Below are 24,030 nucleotides of genomic sequence, written 5' to 3' on the forward strand. Positions count from 1 at the left end.
AATTGAGTGAAAAATAAGAAAATATTTATTCCGTTAGTTATTGTTCTACTGGCTGTCGTTGCCTATTTCATGTTCATTCAATGGAATAAAGAAATCTTAATAATTGAGGAAAAACCTGGAGTTCCTAATCTTGAGGACGATGGGATTGTAAAGCCAGTAATTGAAGTTTCTGAAGAGAGAAAAATACCTGTTGAAGTGGAGTTGCCACTTTCAATGCACGAGCTTGCTGTACAAGAAATCATTCACGCCATGAGCCATCAAAAAGTGAAAGCCGACGGAAAGTGGGGCTTCCTCCCTTTAACTCAGGAACGTGTTCAACGTCTAATTGAAGTTGTTGAAACAAACGAAAGCAAATACGATAACGCTTCAATTTATTTAGACATTCTCAATCGTTGGGCTGAAAATGATTTCTCGAATGCTGATAAGGAACACAATATTATATGGGAAATGCAGTCCGGCACAATTGGACGAGCTTACGGAGTTTTAAGTTATGAGGAGGAACTGGAGTTTATCCAAAAACATTTTAATGTTGAAATAAAAAAAGTAGAGCCAGAGTGAAATTGGCGCTACTTTTTATTTTGTGTCATTTGTTTTTACAGAGGTGGTAACGTGCTACCCAAAGTCTTGCCGATTTCATTCAGTTTATCTTTGGCAGCTCTTCCCCACACTCGGGAGCCTTCTGCTTCTTCTCTTAAAACTTGCTGATGAAACTCGGAAAAATTGTCTCTTAACCAATACAATTCCCACATGTTATGAAATAGTTTTCCGACTCCTGCAAGCCTGTCCAAGTTTCTCGTGCATGTTTTACAAATTATAAAGACGTTTGTAACTGGATTGGGATATTCCCACTCCCCAACCATAATGTTTGCCGAGTAGTTCGGCAAATCACGCTCGCATACTTCACAATTCAATGCCATGAAATTTCCCCCTTTACTATTAATTCGACTGTAATATAGCAAAAAAAGATGTTTTCTTAAAGCAAATCAGTCTTGTTGGCTCATGTAGTTTTGATATTTTTGCATATTACCATAAAGGGTGGCAAAGACTTCTTCCCAACTCTCACGTCTGTGGTTTTCTTGTGCCAGTGCTTCTACAAAATGATAATTTCCATCGTGTTGCGGAACTGCATCATAAATTCTTTGTTCAAAAGAGCCATGATGAACATTTTCTCCTGCACCTATTTTGGTGCGGTATTCATCAAAAATATCCATGATTGCTTCATGTTGTTCTTCAGTGATTCTGTATTCAAAAAGCAATCTGGAATATGGAGTATTTTCAAATAGCAATTGTTGTCTGTATTCGATAAAATCCAATCTCTCATCAATGGTCATTCTTCTCACCTCCCATATATTCAATTCGACATCTTCCTATATTTTCCTTCAAATAGCTACAATTATTTTGACTCAGTTCTTTGAGTCCCGTCATATTCATGACCAGTAATTGTTGCTAAATCTCTATCAAGCTCTTTTGTCGCTTCAAACATAAAACATTGGTAATTCGGGTTATTTTTGTTTTTAGTGGAATACAGGAAGTTGTGACCGAGCTTCACGAGCTCAACAAAAAGCGACTTTTTATAGATGACTTTTACTTTTGATTCACAATTCATACTTCCGTAACTCCTTATTAATTTCATTCAAACTTTTTTCATCCATCATGTTAGACCCATAATAAATTCTCAGGGCATTTAATAGAATTTCATAACTACTGAGTGTAATCTCAACATAGTTTTCATCAAATATGTATTCACCTACAGCAAACGTCTCTCGAGAAATTTCATCAATAACAGCTTGAGTGGTTACCAACAACGGTCTACTTCCTTTCATATCCCATACGCACCGCATAGCTCAATCATCTCCTGTACTTGTCTGATAATTCTAATCATATCCGGCCAAATAGTTGCTGGGAACCTCGTTAAATATTAATTGAATAACGGGAATAGTATTACTTTAGAATTCACCTTTCCAATTTAAAAATCCTCACTACAATAGCTCCAGATAACAAAAACAAAAATGAAATGGGGAATTAATTATGACAACAGAAGAAAAAATCGCAATTCTTAAGAACAAACAACAAAGCTTAAGTGAAGATTCAGTACGAACCACTCTTGAGGTTTTGGTCGATTTATTGATTGCTAAAGAAATTATCACTTATGAAGAGATAGAAACTGCTATTGAAACGAGGTTTATAACAGAGATTCTTGAAACTGCTGAAGAAATTGGTATTGGGTTCAAACATTAACAAAAACGCACTGGGCATGTCCTGGTGTGTTTTATTTTGATAAACAAGGAAATAAGTCTCACATAGCGAATATATAAATTGGGGGGTGATTATAATGGCACAAATACAATTAGATAATGGAATCATTAAAATCGGAGATATTGTAAATCGGATTGAATACTATACACAAGAAGTTGATTATTCCGTATGCTACCGAGTAACAGGGTTTCAAACATACGAAGGCGAACTGCAACCCAAAGTACTCATGTTAAAAACTGCCACAATGCAACCATACATTACACGAGATGGTGATTTAGCAAGAACCACATGGCTTAGACCTTCCGAAATTTTAAAAAATATTGAATTATCACCAAAGAAGCAATCTTTATTTTCAAAATTCTTTGGTGGTAAATAATTATTATACTCATCATTAAAACCGTCTGGCGCTATCGCTGGGCGTTTTTTTGTTTTCATGAATATAAACAAAGAAACCACCACCGAATGGTAGTGGTCGTCTATTGCAATGTTAATTCCTTTTGTTATCTCGCTTCCGACTTATTAAGTTGTCACTTCCAAAGAAACCTGCATTAGCATGTTTTTCAATTACGGTATTGTCTGCCATATGGACATAATTTAATACAATCCTCAAGTCGGAGTGTCCCAATATCAAGCGCAACGATTCAACATCTCCAGATGATGAAAGATAATGCGTAGCTGCCGAGTGTCTCAGTAAATGAATGTAAAAGCGTTTCGTGATTCCTGCTTCAAGAGCGTATTTCTTAAAGTCTCTCAAAACATTGTTGTTATTTAACATTCGACCTGACAGAGAAAGAAAGAGCAAATCGTCCACTTCCCCTTCAAACAGCGCATTTTCTTCTTGAAGTTGCAACAACAGACGATACGTTTTGTTAGACAACGGTACAATGCGAGCTTTACGACTCTTAGCATTGGTGGAGCGAATTATAATAGTTCGGTTCGTATGGTCAATATCATGCGGGCTAATCAACAAGCATTCGGTTATACGCAACATGGAATCCACTAACAGATGTAAAAGAACATAATCACGAAAATTCTTGAATGATTTATTGGAATGTCCTTTAACCACTTTCAGCAGATTATTCAATTCTTCACGAGTTAAAATCTCAATTTCAACTTCATCTTTTCTGAACCCTTCAAATTTGTTAAATGGATTGTCTTTCAACATTTCTTCCTTCAAGCACCAATTCACAAATGTTTTGAGGTATTTCAAGCGACCCTCAATTGTAGCATCTGATAATCCAACCGTTTGAGCATGTTCTGGAAAATATTTATGTCCTTCATATCGAACAGCTTCATTTTTCATCCAATATACATAATCAGCAATAAATTGAGTTGTAATGTCTGAAAGATATAATGTCCTGTCACTTCTGCTTTCATGGAATTTGGTAATGCTTTTGAACAATCCCACATGCTCGTTTAAAGTAGATGCTCTTAAATTCTGTTTCTGTTTAGCTTCAAGGAACTTTTCAAATACAATTTAGACTGATTCCTTTTTTACTGCTTTTTCTGCTGTCCTCCTGTGTGGTTGTCGTTTTGCAGTTGTTGGTCTTTCATCGAAATACTTCAAAATAAAAAACTCCCATCGTTCTGTAATTTAACAGATGTGGAAGTTTCGTTGCGTTCCACTCAAAAATTGAGTTGAACACTTTCGATATTTGATTAACCAAGGTATGGAGTCGATGGGGATTGAACCCACAGCCTTCGCACTGCCAGCGCGACGCTCTCCCATTGAGCTACGACCCCGTATTATTTTTACGAGTCAATAACTGCCAGCGTGACACTCTCCCAGCTGAGCTAATGCCCCGTAAATCTGATACAATATAAATTATAACATGGTAAGCAAAAAAGACAATAGTTTGGGGGGATCTTCTTGCAGCATGCCGAACGGGAGATAACGGACCAGGTGAATCTTTGCGATCGCAAGGGGATGCTGAATCCCGAGGCGATCGGCTTTGCCCGCCATCCGCTCATTATAAGCAATTTAAAGGGTCATTTCATGCGGAAAAAGAAATGGAATTATTGGTGTGTGTTCGGCGAGGACCTTCTATTTTCTGCAGCAATCAGCCATCTTGATTACGCGGCAGTTTGCTTTGTTTATATTCTTGACTACGAAACGCAGCGCTTCTATGAGAAACAGATTGTGCTTCCGGTTGGCCGAAAAGTGAAGATGCCGGAGGAAGTGCTTGAAAGTGTAAAATTCGTGAATGACCGAATTTCTGTTCAGCTTGTGCATATGCAAGGAGAGACCCATCTTTCCGTTACAATCCCAGATTTTGATAATGAAGTGCTCCATGCCGACTTGCATATCTTACACCCGGAGCATGACGACTCCCTCAACGTTGTCATCCCATGGAAAAGGGATTTGTTTCATTTTACGGCGAAGCATTATTCATTACCTACAACCGGTTTTGTAAAGATTGGTGATAAACGCTACAATTTCAATCCGGATTATAGTTTTGCCGTCCTTGATTACGGACGCGGGGTTTGGCCGCGTGATGCGGAGTGGAATTGGGCAATGGCGTCCCAACGCTCAGGCGGTCGTCGGATCGGACTGAACTTTGGAGGCAAATGGACAGACGGAACAGGTATGACGGAGAATGCAATATTTGTGGATGGCGTTATGACTAAGGTTCATGAGGATGTCATTTTCACGTATAGTCCGGAAAATTATATGCATCCTTGGCATATTCGCACTAAGTTTTCCGATCAAGTCGATATGACTTTTTCTCCTTTCTTCGAACGAACAGCCAAGACGAATGCTCAGCTAATACAAAGAAATGTCCATCAGCTCGTCGGCTATTTCAACGGCCGAGTCAAGCTGCACGACGGTACATTTCTCCGCATCCGACAAATGCTCGGCTGCGCGGAGGAGCATCGCGCTAAATGGTGATTTTAATATGGGGGATACAACAACCGGCCGGGCGCTGGTTGTTTTTTTGTAGAGGAAATGTGGTTATCACCGCTTAGACCGGAGTTATCACCGTTCGATTGTGGTTTATCACCGCTTAGATGGTGTTTATCACCGGTTAGAGCACCTTTATCACCGCTCAGGCGGAGTTTATCACCGACTCGCATGATTTATCACATTCAGAGTACAATTTCTCTTGCAAACGATGCATGAAAAATCCCCACTATTGGTTATCACCGACTCGGCGGGGTTTATCACCGACTCGGGCGACTTTATCACCGACTCTCAGCCTGTTATCACCGACTCTGGGAGGTTTATCACCGACTCTGATGATTTAACACATTACCTTTTGACAGCAACTCCGACTTACTTTGGATATGCACCCCCTGCCCTGCACTTCGGTCGCAGCATCGCCGTCTTTGAACACGGCAAAGCCTTCTTTGGACGAAGAACCACCATCTTTCGACGCACTCCCCTACCCCAGTGTTTAATTTCACGTTTGGAAGGAAATTAATGAAGAGATACTATAACTGGAGGTTTGCTATCATGAGGAACACTTTGAGGGCTGCGATGTTCTTTTTATTCGCTGTGCTTATTTTGGGAGCTTGCGGAAATTCGAATAAGGATGTGGGCAAGGGGCCGGACGAGCCTCTACAAAAGAATAATACACTTGTCGTCAAAGAAGACGTTGAAGGCGGAACGTTGAACTCTGGTTCAGGATATGGGTTTAATAAGTTCGATTTGGAGATAGAGGTTGATGGGCAGGACGTTGTAGATGCGCAGTATGCAGTTGCCAAATCACATAGTGCCTCATACGAGAATAAGTTGGCCGACTTGAAATTGGAAGGCACAGAAGCATTCAATACGCTTGATGGTCTTTTCATGAATATTATGCTGACGAAAGATACTTCGAAGAAGGATGCGATTGATAAGATTATGAAGTGGTTTGGGTTGGATACGTATACGAAGTTCGATTTGGAAGTCGATTTCAGTGATGGAACGAAGTTGGATATTGACGATAGGAAATAACCAAAAGCGGAGGGCGCTCGCCCAACAGAGGTTCGCAGTCTAAGAACGCCGCGTCGTGCGGCAACGACTGCATGACCGGCATCCAGCCGGCCCCAGGCATAAGACAAAGATGCGTAGTGGCGCCTTTTGCCACGAATCAGCTTTATCTTATGACCCGAGCAGTTAGCGCCCGAAGCCAGACGAAAAAAAGGCTGCGTAGAGACGCAGCCTTTTTCTTATATCTTCGAGTCCATCAACATCGTATAGTAAACGCCTTGTTTTTCGATCAATTCGTCTTGGTTTCCGGATTCGATAAGTTTTCCTTGGCCCATGACGTAGACGGTGTCAGCTTTTCGGACTGTGTTCAGTCTGTGGGCGATGACGAAGCTTGTTCGTCCTTCCATCAATCGCTCGAGCGCCTCCTGGATTTGCAGTTCCGTGACGGTGTCGATGCTGCTTGTTGCTTCATCTAAAAGCAGCAATACCGGGTCTGCGACAAGTGCTCTTGCGATGGAGAGCAATTGTTTTTGACCTTGTGAAATTTCTCCCCCGTCGGCAGTCAAAACTGTATTATAACCATCTTCAAGTCTGGAAATGAAACTATGTGCATTAGCCTGTTTCGCAGCTTCTATTACTTCCTCATCCGTGGCATCGAGCCTTCCGTAGCGGATGTTTTCCATGACGGTTGCTTCAAATAAGAATGGATCTTGTAAGACAAATGCCATTTGACTGCGCAGTGTTTGACGTGGCAAGTCTTTGATTGGAATACCGTCGATTAAGATATCCCCTTTATTCGTTTCGTAGAATCGGGCAAGCAGTTGCATAATCGTTGTCTTCCCTGCCCCGGTTGCGCCTACGAATGCTGCAGTTTCACCTGGCTTTACTTGGAAGGAAACATCGTCGATCGTATAGCCGTCCGTTTCGACAGCATAACCGAAGGATACGTTCCGGAACTCGACGTCCCCTTTCAATACTTTATCTGCATGTTCCTTTGCGTCATCTTTCTCAATTGGCTCATCCATTATCCCGAATACCCGCTCTGCCCCGGCGATTGCCGAAAGCACCGTGTTGAACTGGTTGGATAGATCATTAAGTGGTCTTGTAAATTGACGCGCATACTCAGAAAAGATAACAATTGTACCAATTGTGACGAGACCATCACTATTAAGCGCCAATAGACCGCCGACACCTGCAACAATTGCGAAGGCGGCGTTATTCAGAAAGTTCATCACTTTAGGGATGAACCCTGAATATGTCATTGCCCAAAATCCTGTCCGACGAAGGCGGTCGCTTTTTTGAGCGAATTCTTCCATTACCCGTTCTTCTTGGGAAAATGCTTTGACAATCCGCTGTCCGGAAATCGTCTCTTCAATCATTCCGTTCAACTCACCAACCGCTTGCTGCTGTTCTTTAAAGAGCAAGCCTGTTCGGCGAGTGATCCACCGAATGGCGATGAACATGATCGGAACAATTACCATCGTCAACAGCGTTAAAAACGGGCTTAAGTAAAGCATTACAGCCAATGTTCCCGTCAATGTCAAAATACTCGAGAACACTTGGATGAATGAAGAGTTCAACGTCTGGCTGACGTTTTCAATATCATTCGTCAGACGACTCATCAATTCTCCATGCTGCCGTCTATCGAAAAACGTTACCGGCAGCTTTTGAAGATGGGAGAATAAATTCGTGCGCAATCTAAGTACCGTTTGCTGCGCAATACCAACCATCCAAAAACTTTGAAAATAAAGTGTCAATGATAGTCCTGCATAAATTGCAATCAACAGCCCGATGACGCCTGCCAGACCGTCAAACTCCATGGGGATGATGTATTTATCTATAATTGTACCAATCAGGAATGGCCCCATTAGTGCAAGACCTGAGCTAAATAGAACTAGAGTAAGCACCGTAATGAGCAGACCCCGTTGTTCATCAACAAGCTTCCAAATTCTTAGTAAAACTGACTTCCAATCACCCGCCCGTTCTACCTTTTTCCTGTTAGGACCTTTTATATCTTCCTTCTTTATAATCGGTTCATAGCCGAAAGGTTTACGAATTATCCGCACCATTGATGATCACCTCCTCTTCCGACTGGGATTCAGCAATTTTCCGATACAATTCGGATTGCCCCATCAATTCTTTATGGGTGCCGTATCCAACAACTTTCCCCTCATCGAGTAGGAGAATCCGATCCGCACCTCTTGCTGTCTGAACTTTTTGAGTAACAACAAGCATTGTTGCGGCTTCTTCTTCCAATGCCTCCCATAAAGCATTTTCCGTTTTAACATCGAGCGCACTCGTGCTGTCGTCAAGAATCAGGATTGAAGGCTTCCGAACAAGTGCACGTGCAATGGAAAGTCGTTGCTTTTGTCCACCTGATAGATTGACCCCTTTTTGTCCAACACGCGTTCTGTACTTTTGAGGGAATAAATCAATTGATTCGTGAATTTGTGCCTTTTTCGCAGCTTCCTCAAGCTCATCCGGCGCAGCATCAGAATCTCCCCATGAAAGGTTCTCAAGGATTGAACCTGTGAACAGAATTGATTGCTGCGGAACAAGCCCGATCGTATCGCGCAGGTCCTTCAACGGCCAATCATTCACTTCAACTCCTCCGACAAAAATCTTCCCATCGGTCGCTTCGAAAATTCGCGGGATCAGATTTAGAAGGGTGGATTTACCTGATCCGGTCGCCCCCATAATGGCAAGTTTCTCACCAGCCTCGACATGGAAGGAGACATTATCCAATATCGGTTCAGACTTTCCTTGATAATTAAACGAAACGTTTTCGAAACGCAACTCCCCTTTATATTGAGTGAAACTGGAGCTTTCCGTATCATGCTGTTCCAAATCATCGTTCGCAAGCAGTACTTCCTCCAACCGTTCGGATGATGCTTTAGCCCGTGAGAACGCAACAAGGATCCATGCGAACATTGAGAATGCCCCTGTCATCCGCATTGCGTAGTTGACGACGGCAACAAGTTCACCGACTTGTGCTTCCCCAGTACGGATTTCAGTGGAACCGAACCATAGGACGGCCATCAAACTGACGTTCATTACAAACAAGAGAACCGGTAAAATGAGCTCCATCATTCGCATCGCTTTAACAGTATCCATCTTTAATGCATTTGCGACTTTCATGAATCGACTTGCTTCATACATTCCGCGTAAATAAGCTTTTATCAAACGGACTGCCTGTAAATTCTCCTGGATAACGCGGTTGACTCGGTCAAGCCTACGTTGAACGCCAGAAAAATAGCCGACCCCTTTTCGCGCCATGATGAATAGGAAAATGAAAAGAAATGGCGCACCAATGACAAGATACATTGCCAATTTCACATTGACAACAAACGCCATCACCAAACTACCAATAACTAATAATGGCGCTCGCAACATGACACGCAAGCCCATGAATAGGACGTTTTGCGCCATCGATACGTCGCTCGTTAATCTAGTTATCAATCCCGATGTTGGGAATCTTAAAAACGTTGCCATGGAAAATGACTGCACTTGGCGGAATAATGCCTGGCGCAGGTCAAAAGCGAAACTTTGTGCTGCATGTGCCGCAAAATAGGAATTGATCACACCTGAAAAGAATGCGACAAAAGCCAATCCCATCATGGCACTTCCCCACGTCCAAACGACGCTAACGTCTTCCGCCAAAATTCCATCGTCAATGATCTTGGCGATCAATAACGGCTGGATTAGCTCCACCGTAAGCTCCAAAAACATGAGGAGCAAGGCGATGAGCATAGGCCACTTATACGGCTTTGCGTATGAAAAAACTGTCTTCATTTCCTAACCCCCAAAAACTACTTCGTAATACGAATTATTTTTCTCTTGTCACCATTATGCCACAGACTGAGATTTCTGTATAGAGTGCATATTGTGTAATTCAGAAAACCAAAGTGGACATTATCGAACGAAAACAGTGAAATTCCACCACCCTCACAATGTCTTTTTTGGCAATAAAATACTTTATTTGCATTTGAATCAAATTACAATACATATTAATCTCTCATCCTATATAATGGATGATATATGCACTTAGAAAGGGGACAAAAAGATGAGTTCGGCAAACACTACTACTCTTAATGAATTGCCGCAAATCATGGACAGTCTGATACAATTCCTAATGGTGACCCGTACTGACAGTGAAGGCTTGATTACATATACAAATAACAACTTCCTAGTAGCAAGCGACTGGACGCCAAAACGTATTTTAGGTAAGTCCTTCTGGCAAATGTTTTCCGAGGACAAAGAAGGCCAGGCACGGGCTGACGTGATTTGGGACAAGATCTCATGTGGAAAATCATGGTTTGGAAAAGTTGAAAAGCTTTCAAGAAATGGAGAGCCCTACTATGTAAAAATGGTTGCTATCCCAATGATGAATGACGCTGGGATACTTGAATCCGCAACGTTTCTTGAGCTTGATATTACTGAGGATGTGGAGCTGCAAGAAAAATTGCAGCAAATTGCTTTTATTGATTTTGAAACAGGATTGATGAGCCGACATAAATTAGAGGCCGTGGCAAATGAGTATATCAATGAAAACAGACATTTTTCATTCGTCTATATAACAATAGATCATTACTACACATTGAAAGATTTACAATCGAATGAATCAGAGTCCGTTTTGATACGGGAATTCACTAACCGGCTAAAAAGGTATTTCCAAGGGGATCCGATTGCACGAATGGGAGTCAGTCAATTTGTCGTGTTGACAGGCTTCGGAGATTGGTTTGTCCAAGGATTCCTCGAGTTTTTAAAGGAGCAGCCGATTTATCTAGACAATCATTCCTTACCTCTTTCAGTAAGCGGTAGCATTGTTCGCTATCCTGAAGACCAGCAGTCCTATACGCAGCTGATTAAAGCATCTTTGGCCGCTATAAGTAATCACGCTGACCAAGGGAGTAGCAAAATTTCTTCTTTATCTGCCGATTCCCATAAAGGTTTAAATCGTCGTTTCATCATTGATAAAAAAATGCTAACAGCTTTGGATCATAATAATTTACAGGTTTTCTACCAGCCACAATTGGACATTGCGACGGATAAAGTGCAGGTCTATGAAGCTCTTGTAAGATGGGAAGATGAGGAATTAGGGTCTATAAATCCAGATGAGCTTATTCCGATTGCAGAGGAAAATGGATTGATACATGCAATCGGGGCTTTTGTTATTGAGGAAGCCGCAAATCTCGCGATGGAGTTAATGAAGAATGATCAAGATATCAGTATCTCAGTAAACACTTCTGTCAGGGAGTTCGGCGGTTCATCCCAAATGAAAGAGAAATTGATGGGCATTCTGAAAGAAACAAAATGCCCGCCTGAAAAGATCCAGTTGGAGATAACGGAAAAGTTTGCATTCCAAGCTGAGCAGGAACAATCCATTATCCACCAGATGAAAGTTTTAAAGGATACGGGCATTCAATTCATCTTGGATGACTTTGGGACTGGATATGCATCATTTAGGTATATGCAGCATTTGCCGATTTCAAAAGTGAAGATCGATAAGGTTTTTGTGAATTCGTTGTTGACCATGTCGAAGACAAAGCAACTTGTCGAAGGGATGATCCTTTTCGGTAAATCGATGGGCTTCTATGTCATCGCAGAAGGGGTCGAAACGAAGGAACAGTTCGATCTATTGAAGGAAATGGGTGTGGATGCTGTTCAAGGATATTATATCGGGGCACCGATGAAGAGAGACGAAGTATTTTAAAAGACGGAGTACTCCTAGGACGAGTGCTCCGTCTTTTTTATATTTATTAATTACTGAACTCCCTTTTTCTTCATTCGGGATCTAAAAAATAGTTGAATGATTACTTCTGCAAAAACGAGTCCCATTGCGATTGCGCCTGATACCATTAGGGCGCGTGTTGCGAAGGAGATTGCTGTCAGGTGGTCGTTTTCGACGAAGTGGCGCATCGCATTGTATGCCGTGCCTCCTGGAACAAGCGGGATGATACCAGCTACGCTGAAGATGATCATCGGAGTCCGGAATCGTTTTGCAAATATATGAGCAACGAGCGCAACAACGAATGCCCCTAAAAATGAAGCTTTAATAAGGTCGCCCCACAATACATTGAATACGCTATAGACCATCCATCCTGCCATACCTACAAATCCACAGTATGCGAGCATTTTTCGCGGGGCGTTAAAAATGATGCCAAATCCTGCAGCCGCAAGGAAACTGAGGATGGCCTGTACTAACCAACCCATTTACATCCACCCTTCCTAAAAAGACAATACAAGTGCGACACCTGCCCCGATTGCAAAGGCGGTTAGAAATGCCTCCGCCCCTTTCGCCACGCCTGACATAAAGTGTCCCGCCATCAAATCGCGAACCGCATTTGTGATCAACAGTCCTGGAACAAGCGGCATAACCCCGCCGATGATTATCTTATCAATCTGCTCTCCCATATTCGCCTGTATAGCTATGAATGCGACAAGCGCCACACTTAAGGCGGCAATGAACTCGGCGAAGAACTTTACTTTTGTAAGTTCCTGGATGATTGTCACGGATACATACCCGGCTCCCCCGGCAAGGAAAGCGGCAGGTACATCCATCCATATTCCTTCATAAAGAATGAGGAAACTTGCACTCGCAATACCTGCTGCAAGAATTTGAAGCCATAATGGAAACATTACGTTCGTCCGTTCGATTTCACGCAAACGTTTATATGCTTCATCTACTGTGTACTGCTTAGCGGATAATTTTCTTGAAACATCATTGACAAGTGCCACCTTTTCGAGGTCAGTGGAGCGGTTTTTAATGCTGATGAGCCTTGTATGATGGGGACTTCCAGGTGACAAAATAATGCCGGTAGGCGTCACAAAACTTTCAACTTCATCAAGACCTTGCGTCCGAGCCATGCGCTCCATTGTATCTTCAACACGGTATGTCTCCGCCCCGGCCTCCATCATCAGACGTCCTGCAAGCAGACAACAATCAATTGCGACCTCTTTATTCGACAAGTCCCCACCCCCGATACCCTTTTTATCAATTTTAGTGGATACATCAATAAAAGACAACGCGATTCTCCGACAATCGTACTTTCCGATGCATATCCGTTGAATCACGCATAAATCCCAGAACTTACGCATAAACTTGGCAATTCATACATAAATCCCAGAACTCACGTATAAACCCGGCAATTCAAGCATAAATCCCGAAACTCACGTATAAACCTCCCCTAACAGTGAACATCAAAAAAACGGGGCATCCCGCTGCCCCGTTTCACTTCATTTCAACTTCAATGAATCAATTTCCATAAAGCTATTCAAATCATAGCTGTTGATTTCACGTGAAGCTATTGTATACAGCTTTTCTCCACTGTAAATTAACCGTTGAACTTGGTTTTCCCACTCTTCATACTGCTGCCCAGCGGCTTTCTCTTTTACCAAATCACCTTTCAACACAATTCCCTTATCTGAAGTGATTTCATATACCAATGCGCCGGATCCTTTATAGTCCAATTCGAATTCCTTATCCGTTTCTTCGTAAATACTTGCAGGAAAGCCGAACAGATTACGATTCCTATGCTGGAACAGCGCTTTGTGATCGTATTGGATCGGAGAATAGGTTCCCTGTCCTCCGATAATTTCTGTGTATTTTTCTTTTGGATTATGGAAATCAGTGACATCGAAAACCGATATTTTCATACCTTTTGTGATGATTAACGGCTCGCCTCCGCCGGGATTTTTCTTCGAAACCGTTTCATATCCAAATCCAATTAAATGATTTTCATCTAACGGGTGTAAATAGTTTGAGAAGCCCGGAATTTTCAGTTCTCCTAACACTTTCGGCTTTGCCGGATCCGCTACATCAAGGACAAACAACGGATCTGTCTCTCTGAAAGTGACCATATAGGCTTTATCCCCCATGAATCGAGCCGAGTAAATCCGTTCGCCTTCTGCAAGGCCTTCCACTGAGCCGACCTGTTGCATGCCGTCATTCAGAATGAACAAGTGATTTTTCGATGGATTCTTTTCATCCCACATATTCCCTTCCGTCATGACGACCCGGAAATTGCCATTGTATTCATCCATCGAGAATTGGTTCAGAATGGTTCCTTTCAATTCCGCGGAGCTATAGAAATCGATTTTTGTTCCATCTAATTTAAACTTAAAGAACTCTGTACTTGCTTTACCTGGATTCCAGATCATCATTTCAATACCGCGGGGACTCTTCTCCATCTCATATTTCATCGCAGTCAAATACAAATGATCCTTCGTCATATACAATTGGTTGCTGCTACCAAGAAACCCCTTCGTTTCGAGCTTCCCTGTCTCCGGTGTGGACAGATCAATTGCCGTTATGACCGTGTACGAAGCCTCCATTGCACCGGGTAAAATTGAGATGTCTTTGAAGTCCAAATAACTCTTTTCTTTTTCCTCATTTGAGTCAAGAATGACCGGTCGTAATGTCTCTCCCTCAATTGTATCCATTGCCCAGAAATACGGATGCATATTGGTCACTAAGTAGAGCATATCTCCGGTTTTCCGTGCGCTGTTCAAATATCCTTCAATTCCGACTTCACGAATGAACTCCGGGTTTTCCGGATCCTTTATCGAATATATTTTCACTGTGCTCATACTGTTTGCAGGCATGATCATATCGGCTGCCACTCTTTTCTCCGAATAGGGCTCGAATTTATCCCCAAGAACAATTAACAAGTCCCCATGCAGGAATAACTGTGAGTCATAGTGATTTTCCTCTATTTTAAGAACGGAAGCGACTTTCATTTTGCTTGAATCCCTGATATCAACGATTTGCACAGACGTCCCACCTAAGATGGTATATAAATAGTCTCCGTTTGTTTTGACAAAATCCGATTCATCGACACCCTCCACTTGAATGTTGGTTGATGAATAGTCAGCGCTTCCACTTTCTGCTTTCGTGGAATCCGCAGGGGAATCACTCAACGCAAACCTTTCCCTTAAGGAACCTTCCCGAGTTTGCATTTGCATATCCCTGATTGTCTCGAAATACGCTTTCAAATCTTTCGCAGAGCTGATCGAATCGATGGAATCGTAAACAGTGAATTCAAGTTTATCTAACTTAAGTGATTTGAAAAACTTACCGTTTACCGCCTTGTCATCTAAATGCAATGTGTACTGCCCTGGTTTTAACCCACTAACTCGAACAATTTGCCCGTCTTTCGAAAGCTCCATCTCAGCCTGTACTTTCTTGCCATGCTGATCGGTCACATAAATATATCCCGCCGTTATAGAATCCTTAACAAGTGGTTCTGAGAAATAGGCATTCCACCCATTATCGGATAGTGCCGTACCTGCAGCGGAAACAGTTACCTTCTTAATCATAAAAGCGAAACATATAACTAACACGATGATAATCGAAGCTGTGCTAATCCAAACAAGCGGTTTTCTCACGTTCTACGCCCTCCTAAATACCTCTTTACAAAGTAGACTGTTTAATCGTAATTTAGTTTCACTTTAGAAATAACATTTCTATTAATCAACTTGAATATGATAGTATTGGTGTGTATTAAAAACAAAGGGGGATTTAGAGAAATGAAAACGCTAACAAGATGGTCGAACACGATCATGGAAAGGTATTTACCGGATCCTTACATATTCGTGGCCATTCTAACGCTCGTCGTCTTTTTACTTGGCATGGGCCTGACTGATTCAAGTCCGCTCGATATGACCGTCCACTGGGGTAATGGATTCTGGGGGCTTCTTGCATTTACGATGCAGATGGTGATCGTATTAGTTGCGGGGCATGTATTGGCAAGCAGTCCGTTTTTCAAGAAAATATTAAGTTCAATGGCAGGATTGGCGAAATCGCCAGGACAAGCGATTCTGCTTGTAACTGTCATTTCACTCATCGCTTGTTGGATCAACTGGGGGTTCGGTCTCGTCATCGGAGCGTTATTCGCTAAGGAAATCGCAAAGAAAGTGAAAACTGTCGATTACAGGCTGTTAATCGCAAGCGCTTACTCTGGTTTCATCATTTGGCATGGCGGACTCGGTGGATCGATCCCATTGTCTATTGCAACAGAGAATCATCCTTTCGCTAACATGATGGGTGTCGTCCCTACTACGGAAACGATTTTTTCAACGTATAATTTATTTATTATTGCAGTCATTTTTCTTACTTTACCGTTGTTAAACCGTTTCATGATGCCAAAGCCGGAGGATACGGTTACCGTCGATCCAAAACTATTGGATGATGAAATCGAAGTGGAAGAGGTTCAGGATAAAACGCCTGCTGCACGCCTCGAAAACAGTGTAACCCTTTCGATGCTTGTTGGTGCCTTAGGTGTCGTCTATCTCGTAAACCACTTTGTCACCAAAGGATTCGACTTGAATTTGAATATCGTCAACTTGATTTTCTTTATTCTTGGCATCATTTTCCACGGGACACCGAAACGTTTTCTTGCTGCAGTTGCGAATGCAGTGAAGACGGCTGGCGGAATTATCATCCAGTTTCCGTTTTATGCTGGTATCATGGGCATGATGGTAGATTCAGGACTGGCGAGTGTAATGTCCCAATGGTTCGTAAGTGTTTCAACAGCGGCGACATTCCCGCTCTTCACATTCTATGCCGCTGGTCTTGTTAACTTCTTCGTACCGTCAGGCGGCGGCCAGTGGGCAGTTCAAGCACCAATCATGCTTGAGGCAGCCCAAACTCTTGGCGTCAGCTACTCGAAAACCGCGATGGCGATTGCATGGGGTGACGCTTGGACGAATATGATCCAACCATTCTGGGCATTGCCTGCACTCGCGATTGCGGGATTGCGCGCGAAGGATATCATGGGTTACTGTGTGTTCGTATTACTATTGAGCGGTATTGTGATCAGTATCGGTCTATTCTTCTTTTAATGGAATAGGAAAACATCCGAAGTGTCTTTGACGGCTTCGGATGTTTTTTTGTTTTATGGTGAATGCAGTGTGCCGCGAAGAATGGACCTTTGGGAGAAAGAATGGACCTTGGACGCGGAAGAATGGACCTTTGAGAGAAAGAGCGGACCTTGGACGCGGAAGAATGGACCTTTGAGAGAAAGAACGGACCTTGGACGAGGAAGAATGGACCTTGGATGCGGAAGATTGAACCTTTGTCAGGTCAACGTAACATTAAGTTCTCCTTTACTCCATGGGAGTTCCCGTTAACGGGACAAGAGTTCTCCTTTACTCCACGGAAGTTCTCGTTTATGCAGCAAGAGTTCTCCTTTATTCTACGGGAGTTCCCGTTAACGGGACAAGAGTTCTCCTTTACTCCACGAAAATTATTTATGCCGGGAGATTCGCTTCTCCCGGCATTTTCAACCTATCACTTCGATACAAGTTACAATTGCTTTTTTTAAATTTTCATGTGACCAGCTTGGCACTCTGCCATGTTCAACCGCGAGTTCATGGGAAGCAGGGATATGAATGAAACCCGCAAGCATATCCGGACGCTGTTCATTCACATAATGCAATTCCCGATACATGACATGGTTGCATAAATAAGCCCCTGCTGTATTCGAGATTTCCGCAGGCAACCCTTTCCCTTTCATAGCCTCGACCATTTTTCGGATAGGTAGATTCGTGAAATACCCATCTGCCCCTCCTTCAACAATCGGTTCATCAACGGGTGCATGTCCACTATTATCCTTCGCACCGTCATTGACATTGATGGCGATCCGCTCAGGTGTTACTTTAAATCTACCTCCCGATAGGCCAAGCGATAAAACCGCATCCGGTTGTAGTTTTTCAATATGCGAAATAACGAGGTCGCCGGAAACACTGAAATCGACCGGCAGGATTTCGCTATGAATTTTGTATCCCCCAATTTCCATGCCATGCAATTCATCAGCAATCTTTTGGGTTGGGTTAATCGGAAAGTTCAAGAATGGTTCAAAACCAGTTAGCAATAATTTCTTCATTTTCAACATCCCCCTTTACAACATTATAACGGAATCCGAACTATTTTAGGTAGTTGTCTGAAAGTTTATATTGCACCTGTCAGGGAATACTCCAATACATTGACTTTTCCAAGGAGGAGTATGAAATGACGAAAGATAAATACGAGAAAAAAGATGAGCAAGTGACGCCTCAAACCCAAGACCATCAGCCGGGGATTGAAGCAGAAATGGATCCACCACCATTATATGATGATGAAAATTATAAGGGGTCTGGAAAATTAAACGGGAAAAACGCCTTGATTACAGGTGGCGATAGCGGAATTGGACGCGCCGTTGCAGTCGCCTTCGCAAAAGAAGGCGCGAATGTGGCGATTGCCTATTTAGATGAGGCTGAAGATGTTGATGCGAATAAAACTGTTGAACTTATCGAGAAATATGGTGGGAAAGCGAAGAAAATCCGTATAGATATAAGTGAAGAGGAGAATTGCGAGCAGCTGATCGACGAAGTAGTGCGGGAGTTCGGCAGTTTGAACATCCTTGTGAACAATGCAGGAAAGCAGTTTCCTCAGGATGACATCTCCCAAATTTTGGGCGATCAGCTTCGTGAGACATTTGAAACGAACTTCTTCGGTTTGTTCTTTTTGTCAAAGGCTGCGTTGGCGAATATGAAGGAAGGCGATTGCATTATCAATACTTCTTCCGTTACGGCCTATAACGGTTCCCCAGGATTAATCGATTATTCAGCAACGAAAGGCGCTATTACTACATTCACCAGGTCACTCGCCTTGAATTTGGCCGATAAAGGCATTCGTGTAAATGCGGTCGCGCCTGGCCCAATTTGGACACCACTTATTCCCGCGACATTTGACGCGAAAAAGGTGGAGCAGCACGGGGCGGATACACCGGTAAAACGCCGTGGCCAACCCGCGGAAAATGCGCCTGCTTATGTATTTTTGGCTTCGAACGATTCAAGTTACATGACCGGGCAGACGATTCATGTTGACGGTGGAGATTATGTGGGGTCTTAATTTGTAGGGGTCCGGGTGTTTGGGCGCGAGTTGTATTTCTTGAGCACGAGGATGCATTTCTTGAACGCGATGCTGCCTTCCATGAGCACGAATCGCTTTTCTTGAGCGTGGAACTGCCTTCTATGAGCACTAATCGCTTTTCTTGAGCGTGATGCTGCCTTCTATGAGCGCGGGAACACACTTCTTGAGCGTACAATTTCAAATGGCAACCCACGTACAAATAAAACATCCAAAAAATGCCTTCCACGACCAGGTGGAAGGCTTTTGATTCATATTATTTTATCGTAACTCATAATCTCACAATAACTTCTGTTCCGTCTTTTGCTTTAACGTTTACTAATCCAGTTCCCTTATGATTTCTCATCTCGGAAACGATGCTTTTGAGTTCATGTTTATCCAATTCTGGAATTGTATATGCTTTCGACTTATCATCCGCATTTTTAGCGATTTGCTCGTTTATCAGTTTCCGTAGCCTATTAGAGCTAATAATTGATATTCCTAATGATAGGAAAATGTACGGTAGCGGAATGGAAAGTTTGAACTTTTCGGTTTTAACTTTGACTTTCAGCATATTATTCGATGAACACGGAAACTGTATCGCCATCGGCTGATTTGACGTCGACGATTGGTCCGTCCAATTCATTTTCGATTGCTTCGATGAGTATATCGATATCAAGGTCTTTCACGTACTTCTCGGATTGAGGGATATTCCCCGCGATATTGTACCCCGCTTTAAGCATGACTTTGATGAGCTTGATTGGCAAGTTGACGGACACATTATCATTATCCGAAGATACTACCCTAATTTTAAGTGTTTTATCTGCATATGCAGTCTTCTTCGATGATAGACTGCTCCCGGATTCCCTATTGTTCAATACTTCGATTAGCTCGGATGCCTTCGTAGCATCGACTTTCCCCTCTTGCACCATCGTTAACACTTTTTCAATTTCAGTTTTCATCATGAATTCCCCCTATTCATCTTTTAAAAGCCGTAATGCTTCTTCTGCGGAGATTTCTCCGCTTTCCAACATAGCAACAACACTTTTCTCATCGACATTGGATTTCTTTTTCACTTCGTATCCAAGTGAGCTGACGACGTCATTCAGTTTACCCCGTACGGTTGGATAGGAAATTCCCAATTCCTTTTCAACCTCTTTGATATTTCCCCTACATGCCAAAAACACTTCAACGAAATGGAGTTGTTCGCCCGATAAGGCAGCTAGTTTTGTTAATTCGAACTCATTTTCAATGGTTGTATGGCATTTTGAACAATGCAGCCTGGTGACTTTCAATGTTTCGTCGCACACAGGGCAATGGCTAATTATGGGGTATGACATAACCGGTATCACCTCTCCCCTTTCAATTAATACCATCATATGTTAGTTCTCAATTAAAATCAACCAAAAACTTAAATATATTAACTTCCGCATTAAAATAATTAATTTCATGTTTGTTAATAGCTATAGATTTTAATTTCAAAATAAAAAGTGGCAAAGCCTACCGTAGACTTTGCCACTTTTAACTACTTATTTTACTGTCGGATTGGAAATTGAACCCATGAACAGTATGGCCCCTGTTTCATCATCGGTAATCGCAATGAAAAACGGGCGGTTCACTTCCATGATGAAAGGATCGTCAGGAGGAGCAGATGTGACTCCTACTTCGACACCAGTTACAGCTGCCGCTTCTGTTCCTTCTTCATTCACATCAATATATGTTTTTTGTTTGACTCTGTTAATGAGAAGAGATTCGTCCCCTTCGATCATCTTGCTGAAATTAGCACCTTCCTTAAAAGCGCTCTTCATGCCAAGGGCTTTCAAAGCTTCATTCAGCTCCGTTTCATAGGCAAGTTTGAATTTCGGGAGAAGGATTGTTCCACGCGTTTTTTTCATTCCTGATTGGATTTTCTCCCAACTCTCGGCAGATAGATCGCTTTCAAATTTTTTCAAGTCATTTGGAAGAACAATCGTCATGCTCATTCCACCGTCTGCGTAAGGAAGTTTAATCGCCTGGTAATCACTATTCGCCATGTAGGATAGTTTTTCTTGAAGCGACATGAACGGTGCGTTAATTTTATTCCCATCCGCAAGATGGAACGTCCGATTTTCGGTTAATCTTTTATCGAATGGGTATTGCCAGTCCCCTTTGAAATAAATTGCATTCAGTAGCATGGCGACTAAGTTTTCATCCAAATTGCCTTCAACCATTTTGTCGATTTTGCCATTCGTTGCTTCCTTCACCCAGTTATTAATGCGTTTTGGTGAGTCATCGCTCGCGATATCGATTTCCTGGATTTCAGCATTGAAGTAATCCTTCGCTCGTTTGGCAAAGTCATCTTGGAAACGGTAGTCTTCATTGAGCCAAATGGAATTAGCGACTTGTAGCTGAATGCCATCGGTAGCTTTATTCAACATAGTCATTAGGGATGCATTTGCTTTATTTAATTCTGTCGCATCCATCTCTGGTATTTGCAAGGCTATCGCGATTTCTTCCTTTGTTACACCGTCCGCTCCGTTATAAACAAGCGCCAGTGCCATTAACAGACTCGTTGGTGAGATGAATAGATTTCCGTCATCATCCTTTTCAACTTCATCCAATAAGTTAAATCCAAGCTCATTATTCGGGGTGATAATCTTTTCATAGTCCTGTTCACCGAATTCCACGTCTTTGGAAATTTGCAGACTGTTATGGTTTGAATCAGTACCGCAACCCGATAAAGGTATTAATAGGCTCATGCCGACTAACGATGTAGCGATTTTCTTTTTCACTTCAACCACCATCCTTTGTTCATTAGACCGAATTTGATTGGGTAAAGTTACATTTCCCATCTCAGAATGACGCAAACATGATGTTCCCGTGCTATAATCATAATAATAAGAATTGTAAGCCGAGGTGATTATATGGTATTGCCAAAAGGAAAAAAAACATATTCCTATGCAGATTATTTGGAGTGGGACAATGATTTCAATTCAGAAGCACTAAATGGTGAAATAATTAGTATGTCACCTTCTCCCACCCCAAAACATCAAGATATCGTCGGCGAATTGACTGCAGAGTTCAAGATGTTTTTACGGGGCAAGAAGTGCATGGCTTTTTTGGCACCGATGGATGTTTGCTTGTTTGCCGATAAGAATACAAAAGCAGATGCTATTTTGGATTGGGTCCAACCTGATTTACTCATAGTTTGCGATCCCCATAAAATCGGCGATAAAAACATCTACGGCGCACCCGACCTAATTGTAGAAGTGTTATCACCATCAACCGCAAGAAACGATCGCTTAATCAAATATAATAGTTACGAAAAAGCCGGGGTTAAAGAGTATTGGATTGTCGACCCGTATAATATGACAGTCGAGATTTATTCACTTCAGGGAGCTTCATTTGTGCAGGCGGGAATCCTTGCGAAAGATGATTTGCTGACCGCTGGGATTTTCCCCGAATTAGAAATTGACTTAAAAAACATATTTAAGGAGTAAAGTGCCGAAGGATTAACCCTTTGGCGCTTTTTTCCATCGGGGAGAAATTGTGTAAAAGTTTTGCTCGAGTTAGCGTGCGTTTTGCTCGAGTTCGGATTGTTTTTGCTCAAGTTTGTGCATCTTTTGCTCGAGTTTCCCCTACTTATGCTTATCTTGTCACCTTCGCCCTACCCTCCGACCATAAGAAAAACGCCAAGAGCTCGCAGACTCTTGGCATTAACCGACATGTCATTCATTCAAACGGCCATTCCGGCAGCATATGACTTAACTTTTTATCTTCCCGGTAGCCCAATACGTACTCCGCCTGCATGATCGTATGGATTTCGCGGGTTCCTTCATAAATGACCGGCGCTTTCGAGTTTCGGAGGAATCGGGCGACTGGATATTCGTCCGAATAGCCGTAAGCTCCGTGAATTTGGAATGCATCGTCTGCAGCTTTATTCGCAAAATCGCATGCCTGCCATTTGGCAAGGGATGTTTCGCGTGTGTTGCGCAGTCCTTTATTCTTCAATTCACCTGCACGGTAAACGAGGAGGCGGCTCATTTGATAGCCCGCTTCCATATTGGCAATCATTTGTTGGACAAGCTGATGCTTACCGATCGGTTTCCCGAATGTTTCGCGCTCATGGCAATACTTCACGCTTTCCTCAAGGCAACCCATGATTAAGCCGACCGCTCCTGCTGCGACTGTGAAACGCCCATTATCAAGCGCGGACATCGCAATCTTGAATCCTTCACCCTCTTGACCTAATAGGTTCGAGGCAGGAATGCGCATGTCTTCGAAGAATAATTCTCCCGTATTGCCCGCCCTGATGCCGTACTTTCCTTTAATCGCTTTCGATGAAAAACCCGGTGTCGTGCGCTCGACGATGAAGGCACTGATGCCGTGGTGTTTCTTCGATTTATCGGTATAGGCGAAAACAAGGAAATGATCCGCCACATCGCAAAGCGAGATCCATGTTTTCTGCCCATTGATGACGTATTCGTCCCCATCGCGCACGGCTGTCGTCGCCATAGCTGCAACGTCTGAGCCAGCTCCTGGTTCTGTCAGTCCGAATGCACCGATTTTTTCACCCTTTGCTTGTGGAACTAAATATTTTTGCTTCTGTTCTTCTGTTCCCCATTGCATGAGCGTCATTGAGTTTAGACCGATATGGACGGAAACAGCTGTCCGGAATGCCGTATCCCCGCGTTCGAGTTCTTCGCAAAGGATGGCGAGTGAGTTATAATCCATTCCACTGCCGCTGTATTTTTCAGGGATGCAAACACCCATGAATCCCAGGCCGGCTAACTTTTTCCAAATGGCTTGGTCGAATCCACCTTCCGCGTCCCATCTTTGAATATGTGGCATGATTTCATCGTCTACAAATTGACGGGCTGTCTTTCGTAACATCTTTTGCTCTTCAGTAAAACTAAAATCCATCCTCTCCCACCCCTTACCCTGTATTATAATTTCCATGATTACCCGGATTTCCGCTTCAGGCGGACGCTTT

The 24,030-nt window shown here is 42.7% G+C and carries 25 protein-coding genes and 1 tRNA gene; 9 read left to right on the top strand and 17 right to left on the bottom strand.

Annotated elements, in window-relative coordinates; genetic code table 11:
• The first annotated feature begins 6 nt into the window (after window positions 1-6).
• Window positions 7-558: a DUF6241 domain-containing protein gene (locus tag ACFPZG_RS02300; RefSeq protein WP_283733131.1), complete on the top strand. Its 552-nt coding sequence runs from the start codon at window positions 7-9 to the stop codon at window positions 556-558.
• 35 nt (window positions 559-593) lie between these two features.
• Here ACFPZG_RS02300 and ACFPZG_RS02305 read toward each other — a convergent pair whose 3' ends face one another.
• The 4 genes from ACFPZG_RS02305 to ACFPZG_RS02320 all read right to left on the bottom strand — a co-directional run bounded on the left by ACFPZG_RS02305 (window position 594) and on the right by ACFPZG_RS02320 (window position 1,841).
• Complete coding sequence (locus tag ACFPZG_RS02305; protein ID WP_283733132.1) at window positions 594-917, bottom strand: hypothetical protein; 324 nt, start codon at window positions 915-917, stop codon at window positions 594-596.
• Window positions 918-983: 66 nt separating this feature from the next.
• Window positions 984-1,331: a DUF1878 domain-containing protein gene (locus ACFPZG_RS02310; RefSeq protein ID WP_283733133.1), complete on the bottom strand. Its 348-nt coding sequence runs from the start codon at window positions 1,329-1,331 to the stop codon at window positions 984-986.
• Window positions 1,332-1,393: 62 nt separating this feature from the next.
• On the bottom strand, window positions 1,394-1,606 hold the full coding sequence (locus ACFPZG_RS02315) for a hypothetical protein (RefSeq protein ID WP_283733134.1): 213 nt from the start codon (window positions 1,604-1,606) through the stop codon (window positions 1,394-1,396).
• On the bottom strand, window positions 1,596-1,841 hold the full coding sequence (locus ACFPZG_RS02320) for a hypothetical protein (RefSeq protein WP_317941347.1): 246 nt from the start codon (window positions 1,839-1,841) through the stop codon (window positions 1,596-1,598). The genes ACFPZG_RS02315 and ACFPZG_RS02320 overlap by 11 nt, the downstream gene beginning before the upstream one ends.
• A 187-nt stretch (window positions 1,842-2,028) precedes the next feature.
• Here ACFPZG_RS02320 and ACFPZG_RS02325 point away from each other — a divergent pair, with 187 nt between their 5' ends.
• Both ACFPZG_RS02325 and ACFPZG_RS02330 read left to right on the top strand, forming a co-directional pair.
• On the top strand, window positions 2,029-2,238 hold the full coding sequence (locus tag ACFPZG_RS02325; protein ID WP_283733136.1) for a hypothetical protein: 210 nt from the start codon (window positions 2,029-2,031) through the stop codon (window positions 2,236-2,238).
• A gap of 94 nt (window positions 2,239-2,332) precedes the next feature.
• The gene (locus ACFPZG_RS02330; protein ID WP_283733137.1) at window positions 2,333-2,632 is read left to right on the top strand and encodes a hypothetical protein; all 300 of its coding nucleotides are present in this window, start codon (window positions 2,333-2,335) and stop codon (window positions 2,630-2,632) included.
• A 111-nt stretch (window positions 2,633-2,743) separates the two neighbouring features.
• Here ACFPZG_RS02330 and ACFPZG_RS02335 read toward each other — a convergent pair whose 3' ends face one another.
• A complete protein-coding gene (locus ACFPZG_RS02335; protein ID WP_317941365.1) occupies window positions 2,744-3,733 on the bottom strand; it encodes a tyrosine-type recombinase/integrase in 990 nt (329 codons plus the stop codon).
• Window positions 3,734-3,927: 194 nt separating this feature from the next.
• Window positions 3,928-3,999 (bottom strand) — tRNA-Ala (locus tag ACFPZG_RS02340).
• A gap of 127 nt (window positions 4,000-4,126) precedes the next feature.
• Here ACFPZG_RS02340 and ACFPZG_RS02345 point away from each other — a divergent pair.
• Both ACFPZG_RS02345 and ACFPZG_RS02350 read left to right on the top strand, forming a co-directional pair.
• Window positions 4,127-5,146 carry a DUF2804 domain-containing protein gene (locus tag ACFPZG_RS02345; RefSeq protein ID WP_455431220.1) on the top strand — a complete coding sequence of 340 codons (1,020 nt, stop codon included), beginning with the start codon at window positions 4,127-4,129 and terminating at the stop codon, window positions 5,144-5,146.
• A gap of 564 nt (window positions 5,147-5,710) precedes the next feature.
• Entirely contained in the window at window positions 5,711-6,193 is a 483-nt protein-coding gene (locus ACFPZG_RS02350; RefSeq protein WP_283733138.1) for a YusW family protein, read from the top strand.
• Window positions 6,194-6,408: 215 nt separating this feature from the next.
• On the opposite strand, the gene ACFPZG_RS02355 is transcribed toward ACFPZG_RS02350, so the two are convergent.
• Window positions 6,409-8,238: an ABC transporter ATP-binding protein gene (locus ACFPZG_RS02355; RefSeq protein WP_317941348.1), complete on the bottom strand. Its 1,830-nt coding sequence runs from the start codon at window positions 8,236-8,238 to the stop codon at window positions 6,409-6,411.
• The gene (locus tag ACFPZG_RS02360) at window positions 8,219-9,961 is read right to left on the bottom strand and encodes an ABC transporter ATP-binding protein (RefSeq protein WP_317941349.1); all 1,743 of its coding nucleotides are present in this window, start codon (window positions 9,959-9,961) and stop codon (window positions 8,219-8,221) included. Before ACFPZG_RS02360 ends, ACFPZG_RS02355 begins: the two co-directional genes overlap by 20 nt.
• A 271-nt stretch (window positions 9,962-10,232) precedes the next feature.
• On the opposite strand from ACFPZG_RS02360, the gene ACFPZG_RS02365 reads away from it, so the two are divergent.
• Window positions 10,233-11,882 (top strand): sensor domain-containing protein, encoded by a 1,650-nt coding sequence (locus ACFPZG_RS02365; protein ID WP_283733139.1) that lies wholly within the window; start codon window positions 10,233-10,235, stop codon window positions 11,880-11,882.
• 50 nt (window positions 11,883-11,932) lie between these two features.
• Here ACFPZG_RS02365 and ACFPZG_RS02370 read toward each other — a convergent pair whose 3' ends face one another.
• The 3 genes from ACFPZG_RS02370 to ACFPZG_RS02380 form a co-directional block, all read right to left on the bottom strand.
• The gene (locus ACFPZG_RS02370) at window positions 11,933-12,382 is read right to left on the bottom strand and encodes a threonine/serine exporter family protein (RefSeq protein ID WP_283733140.1); all 450 of its coding nucleotides are present in this window, start codon (window positions 12,380-12,382) and stop codon (window positions 11,933-11,935) included.
• A gap of 15 nt (window positions 12,383-12,397) precedes the next feature.
• Entirely contained in the window at window positions 12,398-13,186 is a 789-nt protein-coding gene (locus tag ACFPZG_RS02375) for a threonine/serine exporter family protein (RefSeq protein WP_381426397.1), read from the bottom strand.
• A gap of 219 nt (window positions 13,187-13,405) precedes the next feature.
• Window positions 13,406-15,556, bottom strand: coding sequence for a beta-propeller domain-containing protein (locus ACFPZG_RS02380; protein ID WP_283733141.1), 2,151 nt, complete (start codon window positions 15,554-15,556; stop codon window positions 13,406-13,408).
• Between the two features lie 141 nt (window positions 15,557-15,697).
• On the opposite strand from ACFPZG_RS02380, the gene ACFPZG_RS02385 reads away from it, so the two are divergent.
• Entirely contained in the window at window positions 15,698-17,011 is a 1,314-nt protein-coding gene (locus ACFPZG_RS02385; RefSeq protein WP_317941350.1) for a short-chain fatty acid transporter, read from the top strand.
• A gap of 440 nt (window positions 17,012-17,451) precedes the next feature.
• Here the strand turns inward: ACFPZG_RS02385 and pcp are convergent, their stop codons facing one another.
• Window positions 17,452-18,054 carry a pyroglutamyl-peptidase I gene (pcp, locus tag ACFPZG_RS02390; RefSeq protein ID WP_317941351.1) on the bottom strand — a complete coding sequence of 201 codons (603 nt, stop codon included), beginning with the start codon at window positions 18,052-18,054 and terminating at the stop codon, window positions 17,452-17,454.
• A gap of 125 nt (window positions 18,055-18,179) precedes the next feature.
• Here pcp and ACFPZG_RS02395 point away from each other — a divergent pair, with 125 nt between their 5' ends.
• Complete coding sequence (locus tag ACFPZG_RS02395) at window positions 18,180-19,061, top strand: SDR family oxidoreductase (protein WP_283733142.1); 882 nt, start codon at window positions 18,180-18,182, stop codon at window positions 19,059-19,061.
• Window positions 19,062-19,350: 289 nt separating this feature from the next.
• Here ACFPZG_RS02395 and ACFPZG_RS02400 read toward each other — a convergent pair whose 3' ends face one another.
• The 4 genes from ACFPZG_RS02400 to ACFPZG_RS02415 all read right to left on the bottom strand — a co-directional run bounded on the left by ACFPZG_RS02400 (window position 19,351) and on the right by ACFPZG_RS02415 (window position 21,829).
• Window positions 19,351-19,632: a hypothetical protein gene (locus ACFPZG_RS02400; protein WP_381426388.1), complete on the bottom strand. Its 282-nt coding sequence runs from the start codon at window positions 19,630-19,632 to the stop codon at window positions 19,351-19,353.
• A 1-nt stretch (window position 19,633) separates the two neighbouring features.
• Entirely contained in the window at window positions 19,634-20,020 is a 387-nt protein-coding gene (locus tag ACFPZG_RS02405; protein ID WP_283734535.1) for an SHOCT-like domain-containing protein, read from the bottom strand.
• 12 nt (window positions 20,021-20,032) lie between these two features.
• Complete coding sequence (locus ACFPZG_RS02410) at window positions 20,033-20,398, bottom strand: DUF2089 domain-containing protein (protein WP_317941353.1); 366 nt, start codon at window positions 20,396-20,398, stop codon at window positions 20,033-20,035.
• Window positions 20,399-20,587: 189 nt separating this feature from the next.
• Window positions 20,588-21,829, bottom strand: coding sequence for a serpin family protein (locus tag ACFPZG_RS02415; protein WP_317941354.1), 1,242 nt, complete (start codon window positions 21,827-21,829; stop codon window positions 20,588-20,590).
• A 132-nt stretch (window positions 21,830-21,961) separates the two neighbouring features.
• Between ACFPZG_RS02415 and ACFPZG_RS02420 the strand changes: the two genes are divergently transcribed.
• Complete coding sequence (locus tag ACFPZG_RS02420) at window positions 21,962-22,537, top strand: Uma2 family endonuclease (RefSeq protein WP_283733146.1); 576 nt, start codon at window positions 21,962-21,964, stop codon at window positions 22,535-22,537.
• 232 nt (window positions 22,538-22,769) lie between these two features.
• On the opposite strand, the gene ACFPZG_RS02425 is transcribed toward ACFPZG_RS02420, so the two are convergent.
• The gene (locus ACFPZG_RS02425; RefSeq protein ID WP_283733147.1) at window positions 22,770-23,960 is read right to left on the bottom strand and encodes an acyl-CoA dehydrogenase family protein; all 1,191 of its coding nucleotides are present in this window, start codon (window positions 23,958-23,960) and stop codon (window positions 22,770-22,772) included.
• Window positions 23,961-24,030: the final 70 nt, after the last annotated feature.

The organism is Sporosarcina thermotolerans (assembly GCF_042658975.1).
GTDB classification, from domain to species: domain Bacteria; phylum Bacillota; class Bacilli; order Bacillales_A; family Planococcaceae; genus Sporosarcina; species Sporosarcina thermotolerans.

What these genes read in the sequence shown, in the direction of transcription:
- ACFPZG_RS02305 (WP_283733132.1), bottom strand. Translation starts at nt 917, where the DNA reads ATGGCATTGAATTGTGAAGTATGCGAGCGTGATTTGCCGAACTACTCG.
- ACFPZG_RS02310 (WP_283733133.1), bottom strand. Translation starts at nt 1,331, where the DNA reads ATGACCATTGATGAGAGATTGGATTTTATCGAATACAGACAACAATTG.
- ACFPZG_RS02315 (WP_283733134.1), bottom strand. Translation starts at nt 1,606, where the DNA reads ATGAATTGTGAATCAAAAGTAAAAGTCATCTATAAAAAGTCGCTTTTT.
- ACFPZG_RS02320 (WP_317941347.1), bottom strand. Translation starts at nt 1,841, where the DNA reads ATGCGGTGCGTATGGGATATGAAAGGAAGTAGACCGTTGTTGGTAACC.
- ACFPZG_RS02325 (WP_283733136.1), top strand. Translation starts at nt 2,029, where the DNA reads ATGACAACAGAAGAAAAAATCGCAATTCTTAAGAACAAACAACAAAGC.
- ACFPZG_RS02330 (WP_283733137.1), top strand. Translation starts at nt 2,333, where the DNA reads ATGGCACAAATACAATTAGATAATGGAATCATTAAAATCGGAGATATT.
- ACFPZG_RS02350 (WP_283733138.1), top strand. Translation starts at nt 5,711, where the DNA reads ATGAGGAACACTTTGAGGGCTGCGATGTTCTTTTTATTCGCTGTGCTT.
- ACFPZG_RS02355 (WP_317941348.1), bottom strand. Translation starts at nt 8,238, where the DNA reads ATGGTGCGGATAATTCGTAAACCTTTCGGCTATGAACCGATTATAAAG.
- ACFPZG_RS02360 (WP_317941349.1), bottom strand. Translation starts at nt 9,961, where the DNA reads ATGAAGACAGTTTTTTCATACGCAAAGCCGTATAAGTGGCCTATGCTC.
- ACFPZG_RS02365 (WP_283733139.1), top strand. Translation starts at nt 10,233, where the DNA reads ATGAGTTCGGCAAACACTACTACTCTTAATGAATTGCCGCAAATCATG.
- ACFPZG_RS02370 (WP_283733140.1), bottom strand. Translation starts at nt 12,382, where the DNA reads ATGGGTTGGTTAGTACAGGCCATCCTCAGTTTCCTTGCGGCTGCAGGA.
- ACFPZG_RS02385 (WP_317941350.1), top strand. Translation starts at nt 15,698, where the DNA reads ATGAAAACGCTAACAAGATGGTCGAACACGATCATGGAAAGGTATTTA.
- pcp (WP_317941351.1), bottom strand. Translation starts at nt 18,054, where the DNA reads ATGAAGAAATTATTGCTAACTGGTTTTGAACCATTCTTGAACTTTCCG.
- ACFPZG_RS02395 (WP_283733142.1), top strand. Translation starts at nt 18,180, where the DNA reads ATGACGAAAGATAAATACGAGAAAAAAGATGAGCAAGTGACGCCTCAA.
- ACFPZG_RS02400 (WP_381426388.1), bottom strand. Translation starts at nt 19,632, where the DNA reads ATGCTGAAAGTCAAAGTTAAAACCGAAAAGTTCAAACTTTCCATTCCG.
- ACFPZG_RS02405 (WP_283734535.1), bottom strand. Translation starts at nt 20,020, where the DNA reads ATGAAAACTGAAATTGAAAAAGTGTTAACGATGGTGCAAGAGGGGAAA.
- ACFPZG_RS02410 (WP_317941353.1), bottom strand. Translation starts at nt 20,398, where the DNA reads ATGTCATACCCCATAATTAGCCATTGCCCTGTGTGCGACGAAACATTG.
- ACFPZG_RS02420 (WP_283733146.1), top strand. Translation starts at nt 21,962, where the DNA reads ATGGTATTGCCAAAAGGAAAAAAAACATATTCCTATGCAGATTATTTG.
- ACFPZG_RS02425 (WP_283733147.1), bottom strand. Translation starts at nt 23,960, where the DNA reads ATGGATTTTAGTTTTACTGAAGAGCAAAAGATGTTACGAAAGACAGCC.